This is a genomic window from Chryseobacterium gossypii (assembly GCF_041361455.1).
Lineage (GTDB): Bacteria > Bacteroidota > Bacteroidia > Flavobacteriales > Weeksellaceae > Chryseobacterium > Chryseobacterium gossypii.
In genome coordinates this window covers 61,837-80,317 of the sequence record NZ_JBGCUR010000008.1, presented here as the reverse complement: position 1 = coordinate 80,317, position 18,481 = coordinate 61,837, and the positions used below count along the sequence as shown (strand labels likewise).

At 40.5% G+C, this 18,481-nt stretch carries 26 protein-coding genes; 3 read left to right on the top strand and 23 right to left on the bottom strand.

The genetic code is table 11. The features are described from left to right. Positions 1–145: 145 nt before the first annotated feature. The 23 genes from ABMQ40_RS06825 to tpx all read right to left on the bottom strand — a co-directional run bounded on the left by ABMQ40_RS06825 (position 146) and on the right by tpx (position 15,395). Complete coding sequence (locus tag ABMQ40_RS06825; RefSeq protein WP_370897867.1) at positions 146–793, bottom strand: J domain-containing protein; 648 nt, start codon at positions 791–793, stop codon at positions 146–148. 186 nt (positions 794–979) lie between these two features. Further along, positions 980–1,237, bottom strand: coding sequence for a hypothetical protein (locus tag ABMQ40_RS06820; protein ID WP_370897865.1), 258 nt, complete (start codon positions 1,235–1,237; stop codon positions 980–982). Positions 1,238–1,324: 87 nt separating this feature from the next. After that, positions 1,325–1,663, bottom strand: a complete 339-nt coding sequence (locus ABMQ40_RS06815; protein WP_370897863.1) for a hypothetical protein — start codon at positions 1,661–1,663, stop codon at positions 1,325–1,327. 12 nt (positions 1,664–1,675) lie between these two features. Beyond that, on the bottom strand, positions 1,676–2,230 hold the full coding sequence (locus ABMQ40_RS06810) for an RNA polymerase sigma factor (RefSeq protein ID WP_370897861.1): 555 nt from the start codon (positions 2,228–2,230) through the stop codon (positions 1,676–1,678). A 244-nt stretch (positions 2,231–2,474) separates the two neighbouring features. After that, on the bottom strand, positions 2,475–4,478 hold the full coding sequence (locus tag ABMQ40_RS06805) for a S9 family peptidase (RefSeq protein WP_370897859.1): 2,004 nt from the start codon (positions 4,476–4,478) through the stop codon (positions 2,475–2,477). Between the two features lie 149 nt (positions 4,479–4,627). Continuing rightward, a complete protein-coding gene (locus tag ABMQ40_RS06800) occupies positions 4,628–5,086 on the bottom strand; it encodes a DoxX family protein (protein WP_370897857.1) in 459 nt (152 codons plus the stop codon). Continuing rightward, positions 5,083–5,526 carry an SRPBCC family protein gene (locus ABMQ40_RS06795; RefSeq protein WP_370897855.1) on the bottom strand — a complete coding sequence of 148 codons (444 nt, stop codon included), beginning with the start codon at positions 5,524–5,526 and terminating at the stop codon, positions 5,083–5,085. The genes ABMQ40_RS06800 and ABMQ40_RS06795 overlap by 4 nt, the downstream gene beginning before the upstream one ends. Before the next feature lie 44 nt (positions 5,527–5,570). Then, positions 5,571–5,999: an SRPBCC domain-containing protein gene (locus ABMQ40_RS06790; RefSeq protein WP_370897853.1), complete on the bottom strand. Its 429-nt coding sequence runs from the start codon at positions 5,997–5,999 to the stop codon at positions 5,571–5,573. 112 nt (positions 6,000–6,111) lie between these two features. Then, positions 6,112–6,945: an SDR family oxidoreductase gene (locus ABMQ40_RS06785; RefSeq protein WP_370897851.1), complete on the bottom strand. Its 834-nt coding sequence runs from the start codon at positions 6,943–6,945 to the stop codon at positions 6,112–6,114. An 81-nt stretch (positions 6,946–7,026) separates the two neighbouring features. Then, positions 7,027–7,893: a VOC family protein gene (locus ABMQ40_RS06780; protein WP_370897849.1), complete on the bottom strand. Its 867-nt coding sequence runs from the start codon at positions 7,891–7,893 to the stop codon at positions 7,027–7,029. 75 nt (positions 7,894–7,968) lie between these two features. Then, entirely contained in the window at positions 7,969–8,208 is a 240-nt protein-coding gene (locus ABMQ40_RS06775) for a helix-hairpin-helix domain-containing protein (RefSeq protein ID WP_370897847.1), read from the bottom strand. Positions 8,209–8,239: 31 nt separating this feature from the next. Continuing rightward, complete coding sequence (locus tag ABMQ40_RS06770) at positions 8,240–8,653, bottom strand: SRPBCC family protein (protein WP_370897845.1); 414 nt, start codon at positions 8,651–8,653, stop codon at positions 8,240–8,242. Positions 8,654–8,728: 75 nt separating this feature from the next. After that, positions 8,729–9,160, bottom strand: a complete 432-nt coding sequence (locus ABMQ40_RS06765) for a VOC family protein (RefSeq protein ID WP_370897843.1) — start codon at positions 9,158–9,160, stop codon at positions 8,729–8,731. A gap of 54 nt (positions 9,161–9,214) precedes the next feature. Further along, positions 9,215–10,000, bottom strand: a complete 786-nt coding sequence (locus tag ABMQ40_RS06760) for an alpha/beta fold hydrolase (RefSeq protein ID WP_370897841.1) — start codon at positions 9,998–10,000, stop codon at positions 9,215–9,217. Between the two features lie 3 nt (positions 10,001–10,003). Further along, positions 10,004–10,528: a DinB family protein gene (locus ABMQ40_RS06755; protein WP_370897839.1), complete on the bottom strand. Its 525-nt coding sequence runs from the start codon at positions 10,526–10,528 to the stop codon at positions 10,004–10,006. 21 nt (positions 10,529–10,549) lie between these two features. Then, complete coding sequence (locus tag ABMQ40_RS06750) at positions 10,550–11,002, bottom strand: DinB family protein (RefSeq protein ID WP_370897837.1); 453 nt, start codon at positions 11,000–11,002, stop codon at positions 10,550–10,552. 10 nt (positions 11,003–11,012) lie between these two features. Continuing rightward, positions 11,013–11,420 carry a VOC family protein gene (locus ABMQ40_RS06745; protein ID WP_370897835.1) on the bottom strand — a complete coding sequence of 136 codons (408 nt, stop codon included), beginning with the start codon at positions 11,418–11,420 and terminating at the stop codon, positions 11,013–11,015. A gap of 166 nt (positions 11,421–11,586) precedes the next feature. Beyond that, on the bottom strand, positions 11,587–11,871 hold the full coding sequence (locus tag ABMQ40_RS06740; RefSeq protein ID WP_370897833.1) for a VOC family protein: 285 nt from the start codon (positions 11,869–11,871) through the stop codon (positions 11,587–11,589). 76 nt (positions 11,872–11,947) lie between these two features. Further along, entirely contained in the window at positions 11,948–12,538 is a 591-nt protein-coding gene (locus ABMQ40_RS06735; RefSeq protein WP_370897831.1) for a Crp/Fnr family transcriptional regulator, read from the bottom strand. A 191-nt stretch (positions 12,539–12,729) separates the two neighbouring features. Then, on the bottom strand, positions 12,730–13,941 hold the full coding sequence (locus tag ABMQ40_RS06730; RefSeq protein ID WP_370897829.1) for a DUF763 domain-containing protein: 1,212 nt from the start codon (positions 13,939–13,941) through the stop codon (positions 12,730–12,732). An 87-nt stretch (positions 13,942–14,028) separates the two neighbouring features. After that, positions 14,029–14,433: a glyoxalase superfamily protein gene (locus tag ABMQ40_RS06725; RefSeq protein WP_370897827.1), complete on the bottom strand. Its 405-nt coding sequence runs from the start codon at positions 14,431–14,433 to the stop codon at positions 14,029–14,031. Positions 14,434–14,442: 9 nt separating this feature from the next. Next, positions 14,443–14,790, bottom strand: coding sequence for a VOC family protein (locus tag ABMQ40_RS06720; protein WP_370897825.1), 348 nt, complete (start codon positions 14,788–14,790; stop codon positions 14,443–14,445). Positions 14,791–14,897: 107 nt separating this feature from the next. Beyond that, positions 14,898–15,395 (bottom strand): thiol peroxidase, encoded by a 498-nt coding sequence (gene tpx, locus ABMQ40_RS06715; protein WP_370897823.1) that lies wholly within the window; start codon positions 15,393–15,395, stop codon positions 14,898–14,900. 170 nt (positions 15,396–15,565) lie between these two features. On the opposite strand from tpx, the gene ABMQ40_RS06710 reads away from it, so the two are divergent. From ABMQ40_RS06710 to ABMQ40_RS16735, 3 genes are all read left to right on the top strand, one after another. Beyond that, a complete protein-coding gene (locus tag ABMQ40_RS06710; RefSeq protein WP_370897821.1) occupies positions 15,566–17,785 on the top strand; it encodes an NADP-dependent isocitrate dehydrogenase in 2,220 nt (739 codons plus the stop codon). A gap of 182 nt (positions 17,786–17,967) precedes the next feature. Continuing rightward, the gene (locus ABMQ40_RS16740) at positions 17,968–18,291 is read left to right on the top strand and encodes a hypothetical protein (protein ID WP_503128616.1); all 324 of its coding nucleotides are present in this window, start codon (positions 17,968–17,970) and stop codon (positions 18,289–18,291) included. Further along, entirely contained in the window at positions 18,180–18,479 is a 300-nt protein-coding gene (locus ABMQ40_RS16735; RefSeq protein ID WP_503128617.1) for a DUF1223 domain-containing protein, read from the top strand. The genes ABMQ40_RS16740 and ABMQ40_RS16735 overlap by 112 nt, the downstream gene beginning before the upstream one ends. Positions 18,480–18,481 lie beyond the last annotated feature (2 nt).

The following is an 18,481-nucleotide window of genomic DNA, read 5'->3' as shown; positions in this document are numbered from 1 at the left end:
AATTACTCCATTCAAAGTTCCGCCTTTAGCTCCGGCTTTCTCATTCAATAATGAGAACATATATTGTGAAAAGAAATCCTGCTGCAAGAAGTTTAAAAAGGGAAAAAGATGTAAAAAATGTCCCGGAAGAAAAAAAATGGCTTGATCAGTCAAAGCTTTTTATCAGAAAATAGACCGCCATCAGCAATATCAATACGGCTATTATTATTCTCATGATCTTCGGCTGACCGTGCGGATTCCTGATTGTTCTGGGCTGTGGCCTGAATAGTTCTTCTGCCTTATCCCTGAATTTCTCTGCATCACTCTCAAAGGTTTCGGTAATGGTAATCCCCTGAACAACCGTTTTATGCAGCAATGAGTTGGTTGCATGAAGCAGTAGCTGAAATTTTCCGTCCTTAAATTCCGTTATTTTAAAAATTCTTTCTCCGTAAGCCTTTTCCAATCCGAAGGGAAGCACCTTCACCACATCGGCATTCTGGGTCTGCCAGCTGATGATGATCTCTTCTCCCTTTTTAGCGTGGATCTTATTTGCCGTAAAAGTCTTAATGGACGGCGGAATGTTATATCTGAAGCTCCTCTGATGGCTTTCCAGATTCTGGTCATAGGTACGCCTTTTAGCGGGATCACTTAGCGTTTCATAAGCTTCCTGGATTTCCCGGAAACGGTCTGCAAAGAAATCATCATTATCATTTTTATCGGGATGGTACTTTAAAGAGAGCTTCCTATAAGCCTTTTTGATGTCTTCATCCGAAGCATCCTGAGAAATACCGAGAAAATAATAATAATCTTTCATTACCGCTATGCAAAAATAAGGATTATTTTTTCTAAATATCTTTTATCCGGGCCAAAATAAGGTATAAATCATGAAATGAAGATCTTCAATCCCAACAGCTATCACCGGCTTTTACGGCTATAAAGATTCCGGCGCGGGAAGCAGAGCTTCCCGCGCCGGAATCAAACAATTTCAATTCAGATAATATTATGCTTCATGCATTTTTTCTTTTCTGCCGCATCTTGAAGCAAATTCTTTTTTAAATTTTCCTTTCAGTTCCTGATATTCTTCCTCATTCATTTCCCTGATTTTATCTGCCAATCCGAAAGGTGACCTTTCCTTGATCCCGTATTCCTCAAAAATACTTTTCATGAATCTTTTTCTTGCGGCAATTTTTTTGGCTGCCAATGCCACACCCACAACGGCTAATGCTCCCAGAGCGCCTTTTAATGCTGAATTTTTCATTTTTTTCAAATTTTAAATTTTACTACTTCTTTTTTTATATGGACGAATGATCCTTTATTTTACTTTACTACTTTCTAAAATTTTAAGTTATTCGTGATTTCTGTTGAAAAATCCTCCCGCACACTTCTTTCTCCAGACTTCTTTAAATTTTTCTCTTTCTTCAGGAGACAGCCTTTCCATTCGTTCCATCATTTTTCTTTCCCTGAATCCACGGACTCCTCTTCCAAATTTACCATGGAAGCCTCCGAAAAGGATCTTACTTAATACCAATATTCCCATAGCCTGCCAGAAGGTAACCGGCTTTACTCCTAAGATCTCCGGAAGCAGGCTATTCCAAAGCCACATGACAATCCATGTAACGGCTAAAAAAATCAATGGTGGACATAAGAACAAAAGAGCCCAGCCTTTTTTATGTTTATGGTTCATAATTTCTTTTTTCTAACTATTTAAATCTTCGTATAATTTTCTCAATCTGTTCCTCAGGTGCTTTACAGCATAGTTTTTTCTGCTGATGATGGTTTTTATATTCTCACCATGTTCATCGGCTATTTCCTGGAGGGTCTTGTCGTTCAGCTCGTTTTCCATATACACCAGCCTCTGTTTTTCGGGAAGCTCTTCCAGGGCTTCAAACAGTTTCTGCCAAATCTCTTCCTGGAATATCTTCACTTCGGGCCCCGCACTCTCATCCATCAGTAAAATATCCTTGATGGAAAAGTCCCCGTCTTCATCTTCATAGACAAAATCTTCAAGATTTTCTGTTTTCTTCTTACGGTAGCGATCGGTTATTTTATTAGCCGTAACCCGGTACAGCCAACCTCCCACATTTACAATCTCGGAAAGATTGGTAAGACTACTGAACTGATACCACACTTCCTGCAGAATATCTTCTGCATCTTCAGTGTTTTTCACTTTAGGACGAATGTACGACATCAGCCTGCCACCATATTTAGATACGGCCTGCGAAATGATATTTTCCTTGTCCTTCTGTGGCATTGCTATTTTTTCGACAACCTCCATACTGCTATGACGGTTATACTTTTTATTTTACTTTAATAAATGTAAAATATTTTTTCCATTTTTCATTGAGATTGTTATCCTGATTCCGGGCAGACGGGAAATAGGCCTACTTTTTACCTGTTCTTTTTTATTCCGGTTTACCTGTATATCAGCATCGGTTACAGAAAAAAACGGAAAGCATGATACTTTCCGTTCAAAGTGATTATGAAAATTAGTCAGCCTATTTGTTGAAGTTTTCAGCAAAAAAGCCTAACATATATTTGTACAGTTCCAGTCTGTTGGGTTCTTTCCCGAATCCGTGTCCTTCATCATATTTTACCATATAGGGAACCTCAAAACCTCTGGCACGCATGGCCTTTACAATCTGGTCGGATTCATTGATATTTACTCTGGGATCGTTAGCTCCCTGAATCACAAACAATGGCTTTTTGATCTTATCGATCTGGAAAACCGGTGAAACTTCTTTTGCAATTTTCGCTTCTTCAGGGTTATCCAGGTCATACCAGATTTTTTTCATCATTTCCTTGTATGGTTTCCAATACTCAGGAAAAGAGTCGAAGAAAGTAATAATATTGGAAACCCCTACATAATCCACTCCACAGGTATACAGGTCCGGAGTCTTGATCAGTCCCATCAGGGTAGCATACCCTCCGTGGCTTCCCCCATAGATGGCAATTTTATTTTGATCTACCCAGCCCTGCTCAATAACGTATTTTACTCCGTCCTCCACATCGTCCATCACTTTTCTTCCAATCTGCTTATAGCCTGAGTTCTGAAATTCTTTCCCATAGCCTCCTGAAATTCTGAAATTGACATGTAAGGTAGCATATCCCCTGCTGGCAAACAGCTGGGCTTCGGAATCGAATCCCCAATTGTCTCTGGACCCGTGAGGGCCGCCGTGAGGGTTTACTATTAAGGGAACTTTCTCACCTTTCAGGGCAGCTTTCGGCAAGGTGATGTAGCCGTGGATGCTAAGCCCATCCCTGCTTTTATATTCTATGGGCCTCATTTCCGCCATATCTTCCTCTTTCAGCTGAGGCATAAGATTGTAAAGAAGCTTTATCTGCCCGGTTTGGGTGTCGTATTCGTAATAGGTGCCATACAGCCTATCACTGTCAACAATGACAAGGAGCTTATGACTATAATCATCGGAAGAAACCACATTAAACTGCTTGTCACCGAATTGAGACTGTAATTTGTTATGAACTTTTTTATAAAGTTCACTTATGGGTATTATTTCATTTTTAATTCCGTTATAGCTGATGTAGTCCAGCTCATAATTTCTGTTTTTTTCGGCAACGCTTATAGAGCTTACATCAAATACGGGGTTAGAATAAACTTCTTTGATGAGTATATCTTTCTTTAAATCATACAATACGATTCTTGCCTTATCACTATCCAGATTGGTCACTACATAAGCCTCATCCTTATTCTTTGAATTATCATTAAATCCGATGATGTTGAAGGTATCCTTCCAGTCAGTGGATTTAAGAAGGTTGAATTTACCAGTCTGCAGATCTTTATAGTAGGTTTTCGCGGTGAGGCCGTTCTCAAGGACAATATATCCGCGCAGATTACCATCTTTATCAAAAAGATAATCATCAATCGGGCTGTTAATATCCTTATTCTCATACAGCTGGATTATTTCTCCTGTATTAAAGTTGATCTTATAAGGCTCAAAAATCTGCTTATTGTTTTTGTTCATCGTAACAATAACGAAATCGGTGTCTTTTATCAGCTTTACCGCTCTGAGAGTAATCCCCTCGAAAGGAGTGAGATCTTTAAGGTTTTGTCCGTCAATATCTGCCGCATACAGGTGGATATTCTCATTTCCACCTTTATCCTGGGTATAAAAAAGCCGTTTTTTATTAAGCCACCCGTAACTTCTGATAAGATTATCTTTTTCAACAATCGCTTTGGTAATTTTCCCTGTTTTCAGATCTTTCACATACACATGGTTCTTACTGTCCTTATCTTTTTCCTTATAGGAAAGATACTGCCCATCCGGGGAAATTCTGAATTGTGAAGCTTTTGGTCTGGCAAAATAATCTTCCACTTTATATTTGAAGTTTCCTTTATCATAAGAAATAAGCTTTTCAAGATTTGCTTTCGAGGACGGAAGTGAGGGATCCCCCGGCAGCCTGGCTGCGGTACTTTGTGCGTTCATCATAATTGTTGATATTATAATGTGAGCAGTAACAAAAATTTTAGAATTGAAATTCATAACTCATGTTTTTAGATAAATAAGTTTATTAATAAGACACCACAACCTTATAAAATGTTACAAAAAATTGATTCTGATGAAAATAATTAATAAAAAAAACGGAAAGTAAGCACCTTCCGTTCCTGTTTATTGAATTTGTATTTATTAAATTAAGTTAAATAAATCCCAAAATACCAAGTCCATACGATTAAAATGATCTGCATGGGAATCCTTTCCCTATACAGATATCTCATCCCGGGACCTGTATAATCCGCTTTAAAAAGATTAATATTCTTTCTGGCCGAATTGACATTGGCAATAAACACCAGAATATAAAAAACGATCAGTAAAATGGCTGTTGTTTCCCGGATGGAGGGAATCATCAGGCCAATGCCCGCTCCTATTTCAATAATTCCGGTAAAGTATACCCAGAACATTTTAGCAGGAATAAAATCCGGAATCATCATGGCCATTCCTTTTTGAAATTTGAAATGGGAAAGCCCTGTGAACAGGATGAAAGCGGCCATTCCCAAATTTCCGGAAAATACCAAATTCCAGTCTCCTTCAATTATTTTCGATCCCAATAAGCCCAGAATAAATGCTCCGAAAAGAACTACCAGTAACTTCATGAATTTTCAGCAAGATTTTTTACCACTTCCAATCCTTTGATGAAACCCGTATTCATATGATCTTCCCATTGCTTTTCTACCTGCACTTCAGCATGCAGCTTTGTTTTTCCCTCAAGGTCAGTCAGAAAATATTTTTCGAAAGATCCGCTCCATTCCATAACTTCCTTGCTGTGGAGATCTTCCACACCATTTTTATCTATCATCCCCAAATGCTTGAATACTACCTGGTTGGGTTCATCGAGGCTATCGATGGTAGAGACCATCCCTTCATTTTCGGCATTCATGAAATAGGTTTTACCGCCTACTTTCCAGTCGGATTTCATGGTAGATCCCGGACTAAAATACTGAGTCCATTCCTTATAGGTCTCAGGATTCCAAAGAATATCCCATACTTTCTGTAAAGGGGCATTGATAATTTTCTCATAAGACAGTGTTTCCATACTCTTATTATTTATAGTTTTCCTTAAAACTTATTGTACTGATTTTACAACTGATTTTCAGATAAATGCTTCACAATTCCTATTGCTTTGGGGAATTTATCTTCAAAAAATTCTTTAAATTCGGGAGGAGTGTGGATCTCACTTTCCAACTTTGTTCCTTCTTCCGTTTCTTCCAGGATATATGTTTCGGTAGCCTCTCCCCAATCCCGTGGTGTTTCAATGCCGTCGTAAATTTCACCGAGATGCAGAAATTTCATTTCCCTGTTAGGCACATTCTTTTCTACCCGGCTGTACATCCCGTTATTATTCGGGTCAAGGAACCGGACGATACTTCCCTCTTCCAGCGTTCCTTCATAAAAAGAACCTGTCATAAAAGCCGAGGTCCACTGCCTGTAAGATATATCGCTCCAAAGCACGCTCCATACTTTTTCCGGAGATGCGTTGATTTCGACTTCAAAGTTTAATATTTCCATAATATGCTTTCAATGTATCTTTGATCCATTTGATCTGTATAAAAAAGCCACAAAAATCATCAGATCCTGATCTGGTTTGGAGCCACTTTGTGGCTTGTGCTTTATGGTTACATCATCCTCCTACAAAGTCTCCTCCATTGATGTGGATGATCTCTCCTGTAATATAGCTGGCATCCTCAGAGGCCAGAAAAACATAAGCCGGCGCAACTTCAGAAGGCTGTCCCGCCCGTTTCAGCGGTGTATCTTTTCCAAATGTGGAAAGATCATCGAAAGTTTCTTTCACGAGAGGTGTCCAGATAGGCCCCGGGGCAATACCGTTGACCAGAATCTTCTTTTCTGCAAGATTTGCAGACAGGGAACGGACAAAGGTTGCAATGGCTCCTTTCGTAGCTGAATAATCGATCAGATGATTGCTTCCCCTGTACGCCGTAACAGATGTGGTGCAGATGATCCTGCTTCCTTCTCCCATCAGCGGTAGAAAATCTCTCGTGAAGGCAATCATGGAGATGATATTGGTATCAAAGGTTTCCTGTATCTGTTCATCCGAAATCTTTTCAATATCATTCTTGGGAAACTGTATCCCTGCATTGTTGATCAGGATATCCAGGCTTCCCCATTCTTTCCTGATCTTATCTACACATTTTGATCTGAAGTTTTTTTTAGCGACATCACCTTTCAGCAGGATGCACTTTTGTCCTTCTTTCTCGACAAGCTTTTTAGTTTCATTGGCATCATCGTCACTTTCTTTGTAGATAATGGCAACATCAGCGCCTTCTCTGGCAAAATGAACGGCTACAGCCTGCCCTATACCGCTGTCTCCACCGGAAATTACAGCTCTCTTGCCGGCAAGTTTCCGGCTTCCCTGGTAGCTTTCCCTGATAATTTCAGGATAAACGCCTTCTTCGGGAACTTTTGATTTGGATTGTGACTTGTTCTGTGTTTTCATAAGCAAATCTTTTCTATATCACATCAAACAGTAAGCCGAAAGACAGAAATGGAAGTGATCAGTTGCAGGGGTATCCTTCTATCAGGACTGATAGGCTTCCTCCAGATCCCTGATAATGATCTTCTGCATTTTCATCATGGCCTGAACCACTTTCTGGGCTTTTTCCTGATCCGGATCACTCATTAATTGAATGAGTCTTTTCGGAACAATCTGCCAGCTTAGTCCGTATTTATCTTTCAGCCAGCCACACATGCTTTCCCTTCCTCCATTTGAGGTCAAGGCATTCCAATAATGATCTGTCTGAGCCTGATCATCGGTCATTACCACCACAGAAATACCTTCATTGAAATCGAATTTATGATCATAAGAATTATCCATACAGAAGAAACTGTATCCATCAATTTCAAAATGAGCATGTTGAATATTTTCAGCAGGTTCAGGTATTGGATGCCCCTCGCTTCCCTCTCCATATCTTAAAATATTTCCGATTTTAGAGTTAGGGAAAGTTTTAGTATATAGCTCCATTGCTTCCATCGCTTTACCGTTATTTTCGTGGATAAACATTAAGGTAGGAACCATTTTTTGATCGCTGGCCTTTTCTCCCAGGAAAATCTGCCAGGTTACGCCATATTTATCCTGAACCCAACCATATTTTTTGCTCCACGAATAGGAGTCTAAAGCCATTAAAGCCATTCCGCCGTCAATCAACTGATCCCAGTATTTCTGAACTTCGTCCTCCGTTTCGCAGATGACCATAAAAGAAACCGCCGGATTTTTTTCAAACTGTGGACCTCCGTTTAAAAGCATTAATTTTTGGCCGAAAATATCAATATTCATTACAACCGGCGTATCTGCCGTAATTTTCCCATCAAATACTTTACAGTAAAATTCTGCTGACTCTTTTGCGTTCCCGTCGTACCAAAGACACGGGAAAATATCGTTATTCATTTTTTATAGTTTAATTGATTTTTTTAGTATTAATTTGGAATAAGACAAGGTCTGATTGTACTTACGTATTTTAATTTAGCTGTCTTTAAAAGAAACATTATTTTCCTTCATGTAGCGTTTAAGTTTTGCCATTGCATTTTTTCCGAAACCGTGTAGCTGCATGATTTCTTTTTCAGAATAATCTGAAAGTTTTTCCAGAGAATCTATTTTCTCCTTTTCCAAAGCACGCCTTGCCGGTACCGCAATTACACCCTGTAAAAAGTCTCCTTTGACAACATGATGAACAGCGCAAATGGAGTTTAAACATTTTGCCATTATCACTAAATTGATCATGATGTAAAGCTTATTAATTGTTTTCTACATATTTGTGAAAATTATTCAGGATAGCGTACCAGCCGTCTCTTTGCATTTCCACAGGATTCTGCTTTTCGGGATCAAAGATTTCAATAACTTTGGTTGTACCTTCATCAATCCTATCAAAAAGCACTTCTACCTTACGTCCGTCTTCCATATGATACGCCATCTTCTCATAAGGGATAACCTCATCATAGGTTCCTTCAAAGTCAAACCCGAAGCTTTTGTCTTTGGCTTCCATTCTGTTTTTGAATTTTCCGCCCACCCTGAGATCATTTTCTGAAGAAGGACAATGCCAGGATTCATGGGCAAAGTTCCATTTTGTGATATGCTTGGGGTCATTGAAATAATCCCAGACTTTTTTAACCGGAGCTAAAATGGTAATGTCTATCTTAACAGGTTCCATATTATTTATTTTTAGTGGTGTTAAGGGCAGCCGGATTTCATCCGGCTACCCGCATATAATCAGTTAAATATAAGACTATTTTACGTAATCTTCATTATAGTTCACCATCCAATGAACCCCATATTTATCCTGGAAGCTTCCGAAATAATCACCCCAGAACTGGTCTTCAAGAGGCATTTCTATGTTTCCGCCTTCTGAAAGTCCTTTGAAAATCCTCTCGGCCTCTTCCCTGGAGTCCGGGAAAATGGAAACATAATTATTGTTTCCGACCGTTAAACTTTGCCCGAATCCGGGAACAATATCGGAAGCCATTAAAAGATCATTACCTACAGGCAGCGCAATATGCATTACCCTGTTTTTTTCTTCCTCCGATAAATTCTCGGTTCCGGGAGCATTGCCCATTTTATGGATCCCGCCTAAAAACTCACCTCCGAAAACGGACTTATAAAAATTGAAAGCTTCTTCTGCTTTCCCGTCAAAATTTAAATACGGATTTAGTTTTGCCATGATTTTAATTTTTAAAGTTATTGCTGATTTTATTGCTGAAATAATAGTGAACGGTTATACATTGATCTTATTCAGGAATTTTTCCACCTCACCGGTTGTCAGATCTATTAACTCCGTGTCAAGGTTCCCCTCAAAATCGGCCATCATATAAGAGCCATGGATAGCCGGAAGAATCATTAGCTGTGAGCCTTTGACCAGCCGCCACATTTCAACGGTATGCTCCGGCCTTATCACATCCTTATCCCCGGAAATAAACAGGACAGGAACCTGTATTCCCGTAAGAACCTCCTCATCCCAGTCCTCGAAATTCTGCATCCTTTTGCTGTCTTTATCGAAAAGATTTTCAAGCTTTGAGAAATCGGGATTCAGATTTAAGAAGTTGATCTTAAGCGGCTCAGGCATTGATTCCAGAGTAGCGGACTGCATTCCTTCAAAGAAGCCTTCTATCATCCCGCTCCTTTTATAAAAGGCAGAGGCAATGATGAGGCTCTCAACAAGCTCCGGATAAAGGTGTACGATCTGCATCACAGTATTCCCGCCATTGCTGAATCCCCAGAACGAAGCTTTTTCAATCTTGAGCTCTTTTAAAAGCGCCGCCACATCACGGGCATCCTGTTCAAATGTTTCAGGAATATCCCGGTGTCCGGACATGCCATGGTTCTGCAGGTCTACCCCGATCAGGCGGAATTTTCCCTCAAGCCTCGAAATGACCTCTTTGAAATCGAACAGGATTGACGAGCCTCCTCCGTGTACCAATACCAAAGGTTTTCCGGAACCGTAAATCTCATAGTATATTCTGATTCCGTTGATGTCTTTGTAACCTTTTTCTACCGGAACCATCTGTTAATACTTTAAATCTTTGTCAAAATCGTATTTCATTCCCTCATAGCCGAGGATTCTCCGCATCAGCCCAAGCTGTCCGCACAGATAGTCCTCCCGGCCAATACACATTCCTACAAAGTTCAAAACCGTTTCGGGGAAAAAATCAATATTCATACCCATTGGAAAAGCTTTTTCCAGCTCTTCATCCGAAACTTCAAGAAGCTTGCGGTAAACAGCCGGGGAGATTTTATGAAAGTCATCTTTAAGCTGCTGCAAAGAAGGATATTTCAGGCTTTCGTCCAGTGCTTTCCCCTGAAAGAAAAAGTCTTTATATTCAAATTCTTCATTAAGCCCGAGTACATTTCCCAATGCATAACGCATATCCAGGAAATTTCCGGCCATCCAGACCACATGGTTGGTTCTTCCTTCGATTCTTTTTAGGGCGTCTTCTTCGGAAATTCCGTCAAGGACCATCAGAAAATTCTGGCTATGTCCTCTAAATGCAGGGATAATTACATCTAATTTCTTTGATTTCGGTGTATCCATTTTTTTGATTTTTTTAGTGTTTTATTTTATAGCTCCCGGTTTTCCCAGTATCCTCCTCAGGTAGCCTAATTGCCCGCCGTGATATATTTCATGAAGGCATAACGTTGAGATATCATTAATACTTTCGGAATTAAAACTTTCAATGCTATTAAGCTTTGATTCCAGCTTGTCCTGGGACCGCTTTAAATAAGATTTCAATTCTTCAAAAGAAGCAAAGTCATCCTTTCTTTCCAAAGCGATTTCCCCTCTGTTATAGCATGAAAATTTTTCGCCATCCCAAACGGATTCTTCGCCCAAAATATTCAGTAATGGATTTCTTATATAGATCAAATATCCTAAGATCCAGTTCATACAATTTGCTTCACCATTGGGGAAAATTATCGCTTCTTCATTGGTGATTCCTTCAATATTCATCGAAATTACTTTGTAATTGCTGAATATTTGATTTTTTACAAATTCAATATCATTTTTCATGGGAACAGAATTATTCAGACGGGATCTTTGAGGCATCGGCAAAGATCACATTCCAGCCGTGCCCGTTGATGTCCCAAAAAGAATTTTGATACATCCAGCCGTGATCTTGCGGCTTCTCATGCTGATAAGCTCCGTTGGCCACAGCAGCGTTTACAACCTGGTCAACCTCTTCACGGCTGTTTAAGCCAACGGCAACCAAAACCTGGGTTGTATCCCCTTTTGGGGTTGGTCTCTCGGAAAAAGTCTGAAAATATTCCTCGGTTAAAAACATCACGTACATATTGTCACCCATTACAATACAGGCTGCTCTCTCGTCTGAAATCTGTTCGTTGATAGGAAATCCGACATTTGTCCAGAATTCTTTGGTTTTTTGAATATCCTTAACGGGAAGGTTGATATAAATCTGATTGATTTTCATTCTGTAATTTTTTAATGTTTGCTTTATTTTTTAAAATTTTATTCTGTCGGAATTTTAGACATATCAGCAAACATCACTTCCCACTGATGCCCGTTAAGATCTGAAAAGGCATTCTGATACATCCATCCGTGATCCTGCGGCTCGCTATATTTTGAGCCTCCATTTTCTATGGCTGTCTGTGCACCATATTATCTACTTCTTCACGGCTGTTCGCACCGATGGCAAGAAGTACCTGGGTGGTATCACCTTTTGCAAAAGGCCTGTTGGTGAAGGTCTGAAAAAACTCCTCTTTCAGAAACATGGTATAGATATGATTTTCCTTCATGACCACACAAACCGCTTTTTCATCAGAAAACTGTTCGTTGATTGCAAAGCCTAATTTGGTCCAGAATTCTCTTGTTTTATGGATATCTTTAACCGGAAGATTGACATAAATTTGATTGATTTCCATTTTTGTAATTTTAATGTTAAACTTTTAACCAAAATTACCAAGTCGTGATGAAAATCAACTTGCCATAAGACAAGATTTAATTTTTCTTTGGATGAGAAACCAGTTCCTTACGGATTCTGCTTAAAGAGGTATCCGTAACTCCCAGATAGGAGGCGATCTGCTTCAAGGGGGCAAACTGAATGACCTGACACTTCTGTTCCAGCAGGTTCAGGTACCGTTTTGTGGCGGAAAGGGTAAACATCTCTACGGAACGCTGCTTGTAGACAAAAAGCTGCTGGGACATCCACGCCCTTCCCCACTCCCTGAGATTCGGGATTTTATGAAATAACTCCTGAAATACTTCATAATTCATTTTGCGGCATTCGCAATCGGTAATGCACACTATATTTTCCTGTGTAGGAATTCTTTGGAAGAGTGATGATACTTCAATGATAATTTCATTTTCTGCGAAGAAATGGGTAGTTACCTCATTTCCGTTGAAATCATTTACAAATGAGCGGGCCAGGCCTTTTTCAAGAATATAATATTCATTGGCCACTTTTCCTTCTTCAAGGATCGTTTCACCTTTCTGAAACACTATTTTTTCATGGGCCTGAAATATTTCATCAAGCTCCTCAGGCAGGAAAAAGGGGAAATCATAACAGATCTCTAAAGCTTTGTTGCTCATCAGGCCGTCTTTTAAGACCTTAAAAATAAAATTTTTATTAGATTCACTACAAAAATTTGCTAAAATAAATCAAATAAAAGCAATTATTTAAATTCTGAGCTTTTTTAGAGGTTTAAAGAAACATAATGCCACAAACAAATATAGATTATTGTCAGATTAAAAGAGGAGGCGAAATAATAGCAATGAGGAAATTAAAACAGGGACAATTGAATCGGCTTCGGATGGGCAGGTTTCCGGGCATCACCAAAAACGGTTTTACCGCCAAATCTCCAGGAATTTTGTCTTTCTTCCTCAATAACCTGCTGAACATCAAAATCAGGGGTAAAGTCTTTTTCCGTTGCGGCAATCACCTGATGAAGCTTGTTCAGAGTTTTCAGTTTATCTGAATTTCCCAGCCTGGATTTTTCAATTCCTTTCCTGATAATATTGATGCTTTCATCATATACTTTGGTCGGCACCGGGAAAGGATGCCCGTCTTTTCCTCCATAGGCAAAGGAGAATCTTGCGGGATCTGTAAACCGTGACGGCGCTCCGTGAATCACTTCGCTTACTAAAGCCAGGGATTGCATGGTTCTGGGGCCTACACCTTCCAGCATCAGCAATTCTTCAAAATTCCGGGGCTGCTGTTCCCTGGTAACATATAAAAGTGCCCCCAGCCGTTTTAAATCTACATCTGACGCCTGAACATCGTGGTGATTGGGAAGGATCAGTTTTGAAAAATCCTTCATCACTTCAGCAGAGTCCGTATGGGAGATCTCAAGGATTCCTTTCCGGTTTTCCGAGGCTTCAGCATCGGTAAGGTTGAGGATCCTGCCTCTTGAAATTCCGTTGATTCCTGTGTGGGGCTCTTCAACAAATGATTTTAAGTTTTCCGAGTGCCAGTGATAGCGCCTTGCTGTCCCGTCAGATTCGTGCATTCCCTGCTGTACAACACTCCAGCTGCCATTGTCGGATAAAATGAAATTATGCAGATATAACTGGTAGCCATCATGGATGGCCGTATTATCCACTTTTGCTGAAAGCTTGCTGGCTTTTACCAGTTCATCTCCGTTCAGGCCTGTCTTATCAGCGATCCGGATCAGCTCTGAAGGAGTTTCTCTCGAAAACTTTCCTTTTCCACCACAAATGTAGAGCCCTAACGCTTGTGAATTTGGATTGATGGAACGTTTTAAAGCCCCCATTACGGAAGTGGTGATCCCCGATGAATGCCAGTCCATCCCCAATACGGCACCAAAGCTCTGGAACCAGAAAGGGTCCGCCAGTCTGCGGAGCACCTCATCTTTACCGTAATCCGAGAGGATAACTTCAATAATGGAAAGCCCGAGGGCAGACATGCGCTCATACAGCCATGGCGGTACTTTGCCATAGTGAAGAGGTAGATCTGCAGTTCCTGAACGTTTCATTTATAGTGTAAAGATAGCTTTATTATGATAAAATTTTGATGATCCAAATCAATATTACAGTAAAAATTGGAATTGAACGATCTGTGATCAATAGATCGAGTAAAATCCGACAGCTTTATGTTTCTCTTCATCAAACTTTTCATTAAAGATGATTTTATTTCCGAAAGGATCATCCACCGTAAAGGCAACCGCATTATAAAAAGTCTTTTCCAGACCCGGGCGGTTGTACCGATATTCCCTGTTGATCAGCTCTTTATGGTATTCCGGGATACCTTCACCCCAGATAAAAACCCGGATTCCCGGTGTTCCGTCACCGTGATGCTCACTTAAATGCAATACAATGCCGTCCTTTCTTACTTCTATATAAACAGGAGCATTGTCTTCAAACCGGTGCTCCCAGACAATTTCAAAACCTAACCAATCGATATAAAATTCAACGGTTTTCTGATAATCAAAAATCCTGAGGATAGGAATAATCTGTTCAGCTTTCATATTGATGCATTATTGATGAGAAAGGATATTGACCAGACGCCCAAACGGATCTTTTACAAAGAATCTCCGTACACCCCAGTGTTCATTGATAATATCATAAACAATCTCAAAGCCGGAGTCTTTCATTTTTTTATACATTTCGTCCACATTGTCTACCTCCACAGAAAAGTCCGGCACTTCGGTACCATTTCCTCCCTGAGTCGCAAAACTGATCTGTACCTTTGCCTTTTCATCATTCCCGAAAGTTGCAATCCAACCGTGATCCATCAGGATCTCAAGGTCCAGAATATCCTGATAGAAATGGTGAGCCTTCGCTATCTCATCTCCTTTAACATTAACTACAATTCTTTTTACCATGACGGCTTTTAATAGTATTGCTGAAAAAGCCCTGTGAATAATTCCCACAGGGCTTATGTATTCATGTCCTGATCCGGTTTCAGCGTGTCAGAAAATGGATACAGATCTTATTTTAATGCTGAAATGGCAGCTTCATAGTCAGGCTCATTCGCGATCTCCGAAACCTGTTCCGTATAAACCACTTTATTATCCGCATCGGTAACGATCACGGCACGGCTCAGCAATCCTTTCATCGGGGAATCTGTAATGGTCACTTCATAATCATCACCGAAGCTTCCTCTGAAGTCCGACAATGTTTCAACATTATCCAGGTCTTCAGCGGCACAGAATCTGCCCAGGGCAAAAGGTAAATCTTTAGAAACATTGATCACTACGGTATTTTCCAGCTTGGAAGCTTCTTCATTGAACTTTCTTGCTGAAGCCGCACACACTCCCGTATCAATGCTCGGGAAAATATTGAATACTTTTTTCTTTCCGTCAAAATCCGAAAGTACTTTCACATTCAACGCTGAATCCACCAGAGCAAAATCCCTGATGGTAGTTCCAATTGAAGGAAGGCTTCCTATGGTATGTACTTCGTTTCCTTTTAAAGTGATTGTCGACATATTTTTATTTTTAAGTTTTCTCTCCAAATTTAGTTAAAAATGAAGGTTTTTTATTTCAGATAAAGGTTAAATAATTCTTAAAGTGGAAAATCTTATCAGGATTAATCTGAAAAAATTAAATTTTAACTAAATTTGTGAGTCTTAAAAATCAAATAATAAATAACAGTATAATGTCAGACAAATCAAAAATCTACTACACATTAACGGATGAGGCTCCAATGCTGGCTACACACTCGTTTTTACCTATCGTAAAAGCATTTACCCAATCGGCAGATATTGAGATTGCTGTTCCGGATATTTCTTTGGCAGGAAGGATTCTGGCCAACTTCCCTGAATTTCTAAAAGATGATCAGAAAACGGGTGATGCTTTGGCAGAGCTGGGAGAACTGGCTACAAAACCGGAAGCCAACATCATCAAATTACCTAATATTTCAGCTTCCGTTCCTCAGCTGGATGAGGCGATCGCAGAATTACAGTCTAAGGGCTTCGCGGTTCCAAACTACCCTGCAGAACCTAAAAATGATGAGGAAAAAGCGATCAAAGCCAGATATGCCAAGGTTTTGGGAAGTGCCGTAAACCCTGTGTTGAGAGAAGGAAATTCTGACAGACGAGCTCCAAAAGCTGTTAAAAATTATGCAAAAGCCAACCCGCACAGAATGGGTGACTGGGCTTCTGACAGCAAAACGGATGTGGCTCATATGGATAACGGAGATTTCTACGGAACCGAGACTTCAACCACAGTGGAAAATGCCACCAGATTCAGAATCGTATTCAAAGGAAATGACGGCTCTGAAACTGTACTGAAAGACTTTGCCAGCCTTCAGGCAGGAGAGGTTATCGACTCTTCGGTAATGAGTTTAAAAGCGCTAAAAGCATTCGTTCAGAAAGCTATTGATGAGGCTAAAAACAGAAATGTGCTTCTTTCCGCCCACCTGAAAGCTACAATGATGAAAATTTCAGACCCTATTATTTTCGGGGCTATTGTAGAAACTTTCTTCAAGGATGTATTTACAAAATATGCTGAAACTTTCAAATCCTTAGATATCAATCCTAACAACGGCCTTGCCGATCTTTTTGAAAAAATCAAAGGAAGCGCACAGGAAGCGGAGATCAAAGCAGATATTGAAAAGGCGCTTGCTGAAGGGCCAAGAGTGGCAATGGTGAATTCCGACAAAGGAATTACCAACTTCCATGTTCCTTCCGATGTCATCGTTGACGCATCTATGGCTGCTTTGGTAAGAGGAGGAGGCAAAATGTGGAACAAAGACGGTAAGGAGGAAGATACTGTTGCTATCATTCCGGACCGCTCTTACGCCGGATTTTATCAGGCCGTAATCGATGATATGAAAGCCCACGGAAAACTGGATCCTACGACCATGGGTTCCGTTCCGAACGTAGGCTTAATGGCTCAGAAAGCTGAAGAATACGGTTCCCATGACAAAACTTTCCAGGCTGCTGCCGACGGAACTATTGAAGTTCAGGATGAAAACGGAAATATCCTTCTTTCTCAAAAAGTAGAGAAGGATGATATCTTCAGAATGTGCCAGACCAAAGATGCTCCTATCCAGGATTGGGTGAAACTGGCGGTAAACAGGTCAAGACTTTCTGACACACCTGCGATTTTCTGGTTAGATAAAGGAAGAGCACACGACAGAGAGATCATTAAAAAAGTAGAAAAATATCTTAAAGATCACGATACTACAGGTCTTGACATCAGAATTATGGATGTAAAGGATGCCATGACCGAAACATTAAAAAGAGCAAGAGAAGGAAAAGATACGATTTCTGTTTCAGGAAATGTACTTAGGGATTATCTTACAGACCTTTTCCCAATCCTTGAGCTTGGAACATCTGCAAAAATGCTTTCCATTGTTCCGTTAATGAATGGTGGCGGCTTATTTGAAACAGGTGCCGGAGGCTCTGCTCCGAAGCATATTGAGCAGTTCATTGAAGAAGGATATTTGAGATGGGATTCTCTAGGTGAATTCCTTGCGCTTCAGGCTTCTTTAGAGCATTTAGCACAGACCCAGGGAAATAAAAAGGCCCAGGTTTTGGCCGATGCGCTGGATGAAGCTAATGCCAAATTCCTGGCTACGGATAAATCCCCTGCAAGAAAGGTAGGCCAGATCGATAACAGAGGTTCTCATTTTTATCTTGCCATGTATTGGGCTGAAGCTTTGGCCAAGCAGACAGCGGATGCTGAAATTGCGGAGAAATTCAAGCCTATTGCCGCTAAGATGCAGGAAAATGAAGCCAAGATCAATGAAGAATTGATCGGGGCTCAGGGCAAACCTCAGGATATCGGCGGTTACTACAAAGCAGATGAGCCTAAAACTTACGCTGCGATGAGACCAAGTGTTACATTAAATGAAATCATTGACGGAATTTAACCGGTACTGAAATCATAAAAATAAAAAGCTCCTGAAAAAGGGGCTTTTTTGTTGCGTATCACCGATGGAAAGATGATATTCCCGAAGCTGCACATGGGAAACCCTTTATATAAAAAGCATTTACCATATTTTCAGACCTGCCGGCCGGTCCACCGGAAATCAGGCGGAACAGTATCCAGGCTGTGATCTGGATAAGTTCTCTATTTCTCGGGATCTTATCTTCAGTTCCACAACTGGCTTCCCATGATTTCAACTGGAAAGAAGCCGTTGTAAACTCCGCCATTACGGCAGCGTTTTCCATTATGATGTGGTACCTTAATATTTATATACTGAACCGTAATTCGGGGAAACGGAGACAGCATATTTCCTATTCCAGGCTTTTGCTCGTCCTGGCATTCGGAATGGTAATCCTGTTCCAAAGACTTTTGCCCGGGATGACGGTTTTGCCGTCCTGGAGCTGTTCACTTCAGAAGGCTGCTCAAGCTGCCCGCCCGCAGATGAACTGATGGGACAAATTAGGAAGGAATACAAGGCCAACCCGTCTATATCCTCTCCTACCATGTGGATTACTGGAACCGCCAGGGTTGGAAAGACCGTTTCAGCAGTTCTGAAAATTCCCGGCGCCAACGGCAGTACAGCCGTTCACTGGGCTCACAGGTGTACGCTCCCCAATTGGTATCAACGGAAGAACTGAAT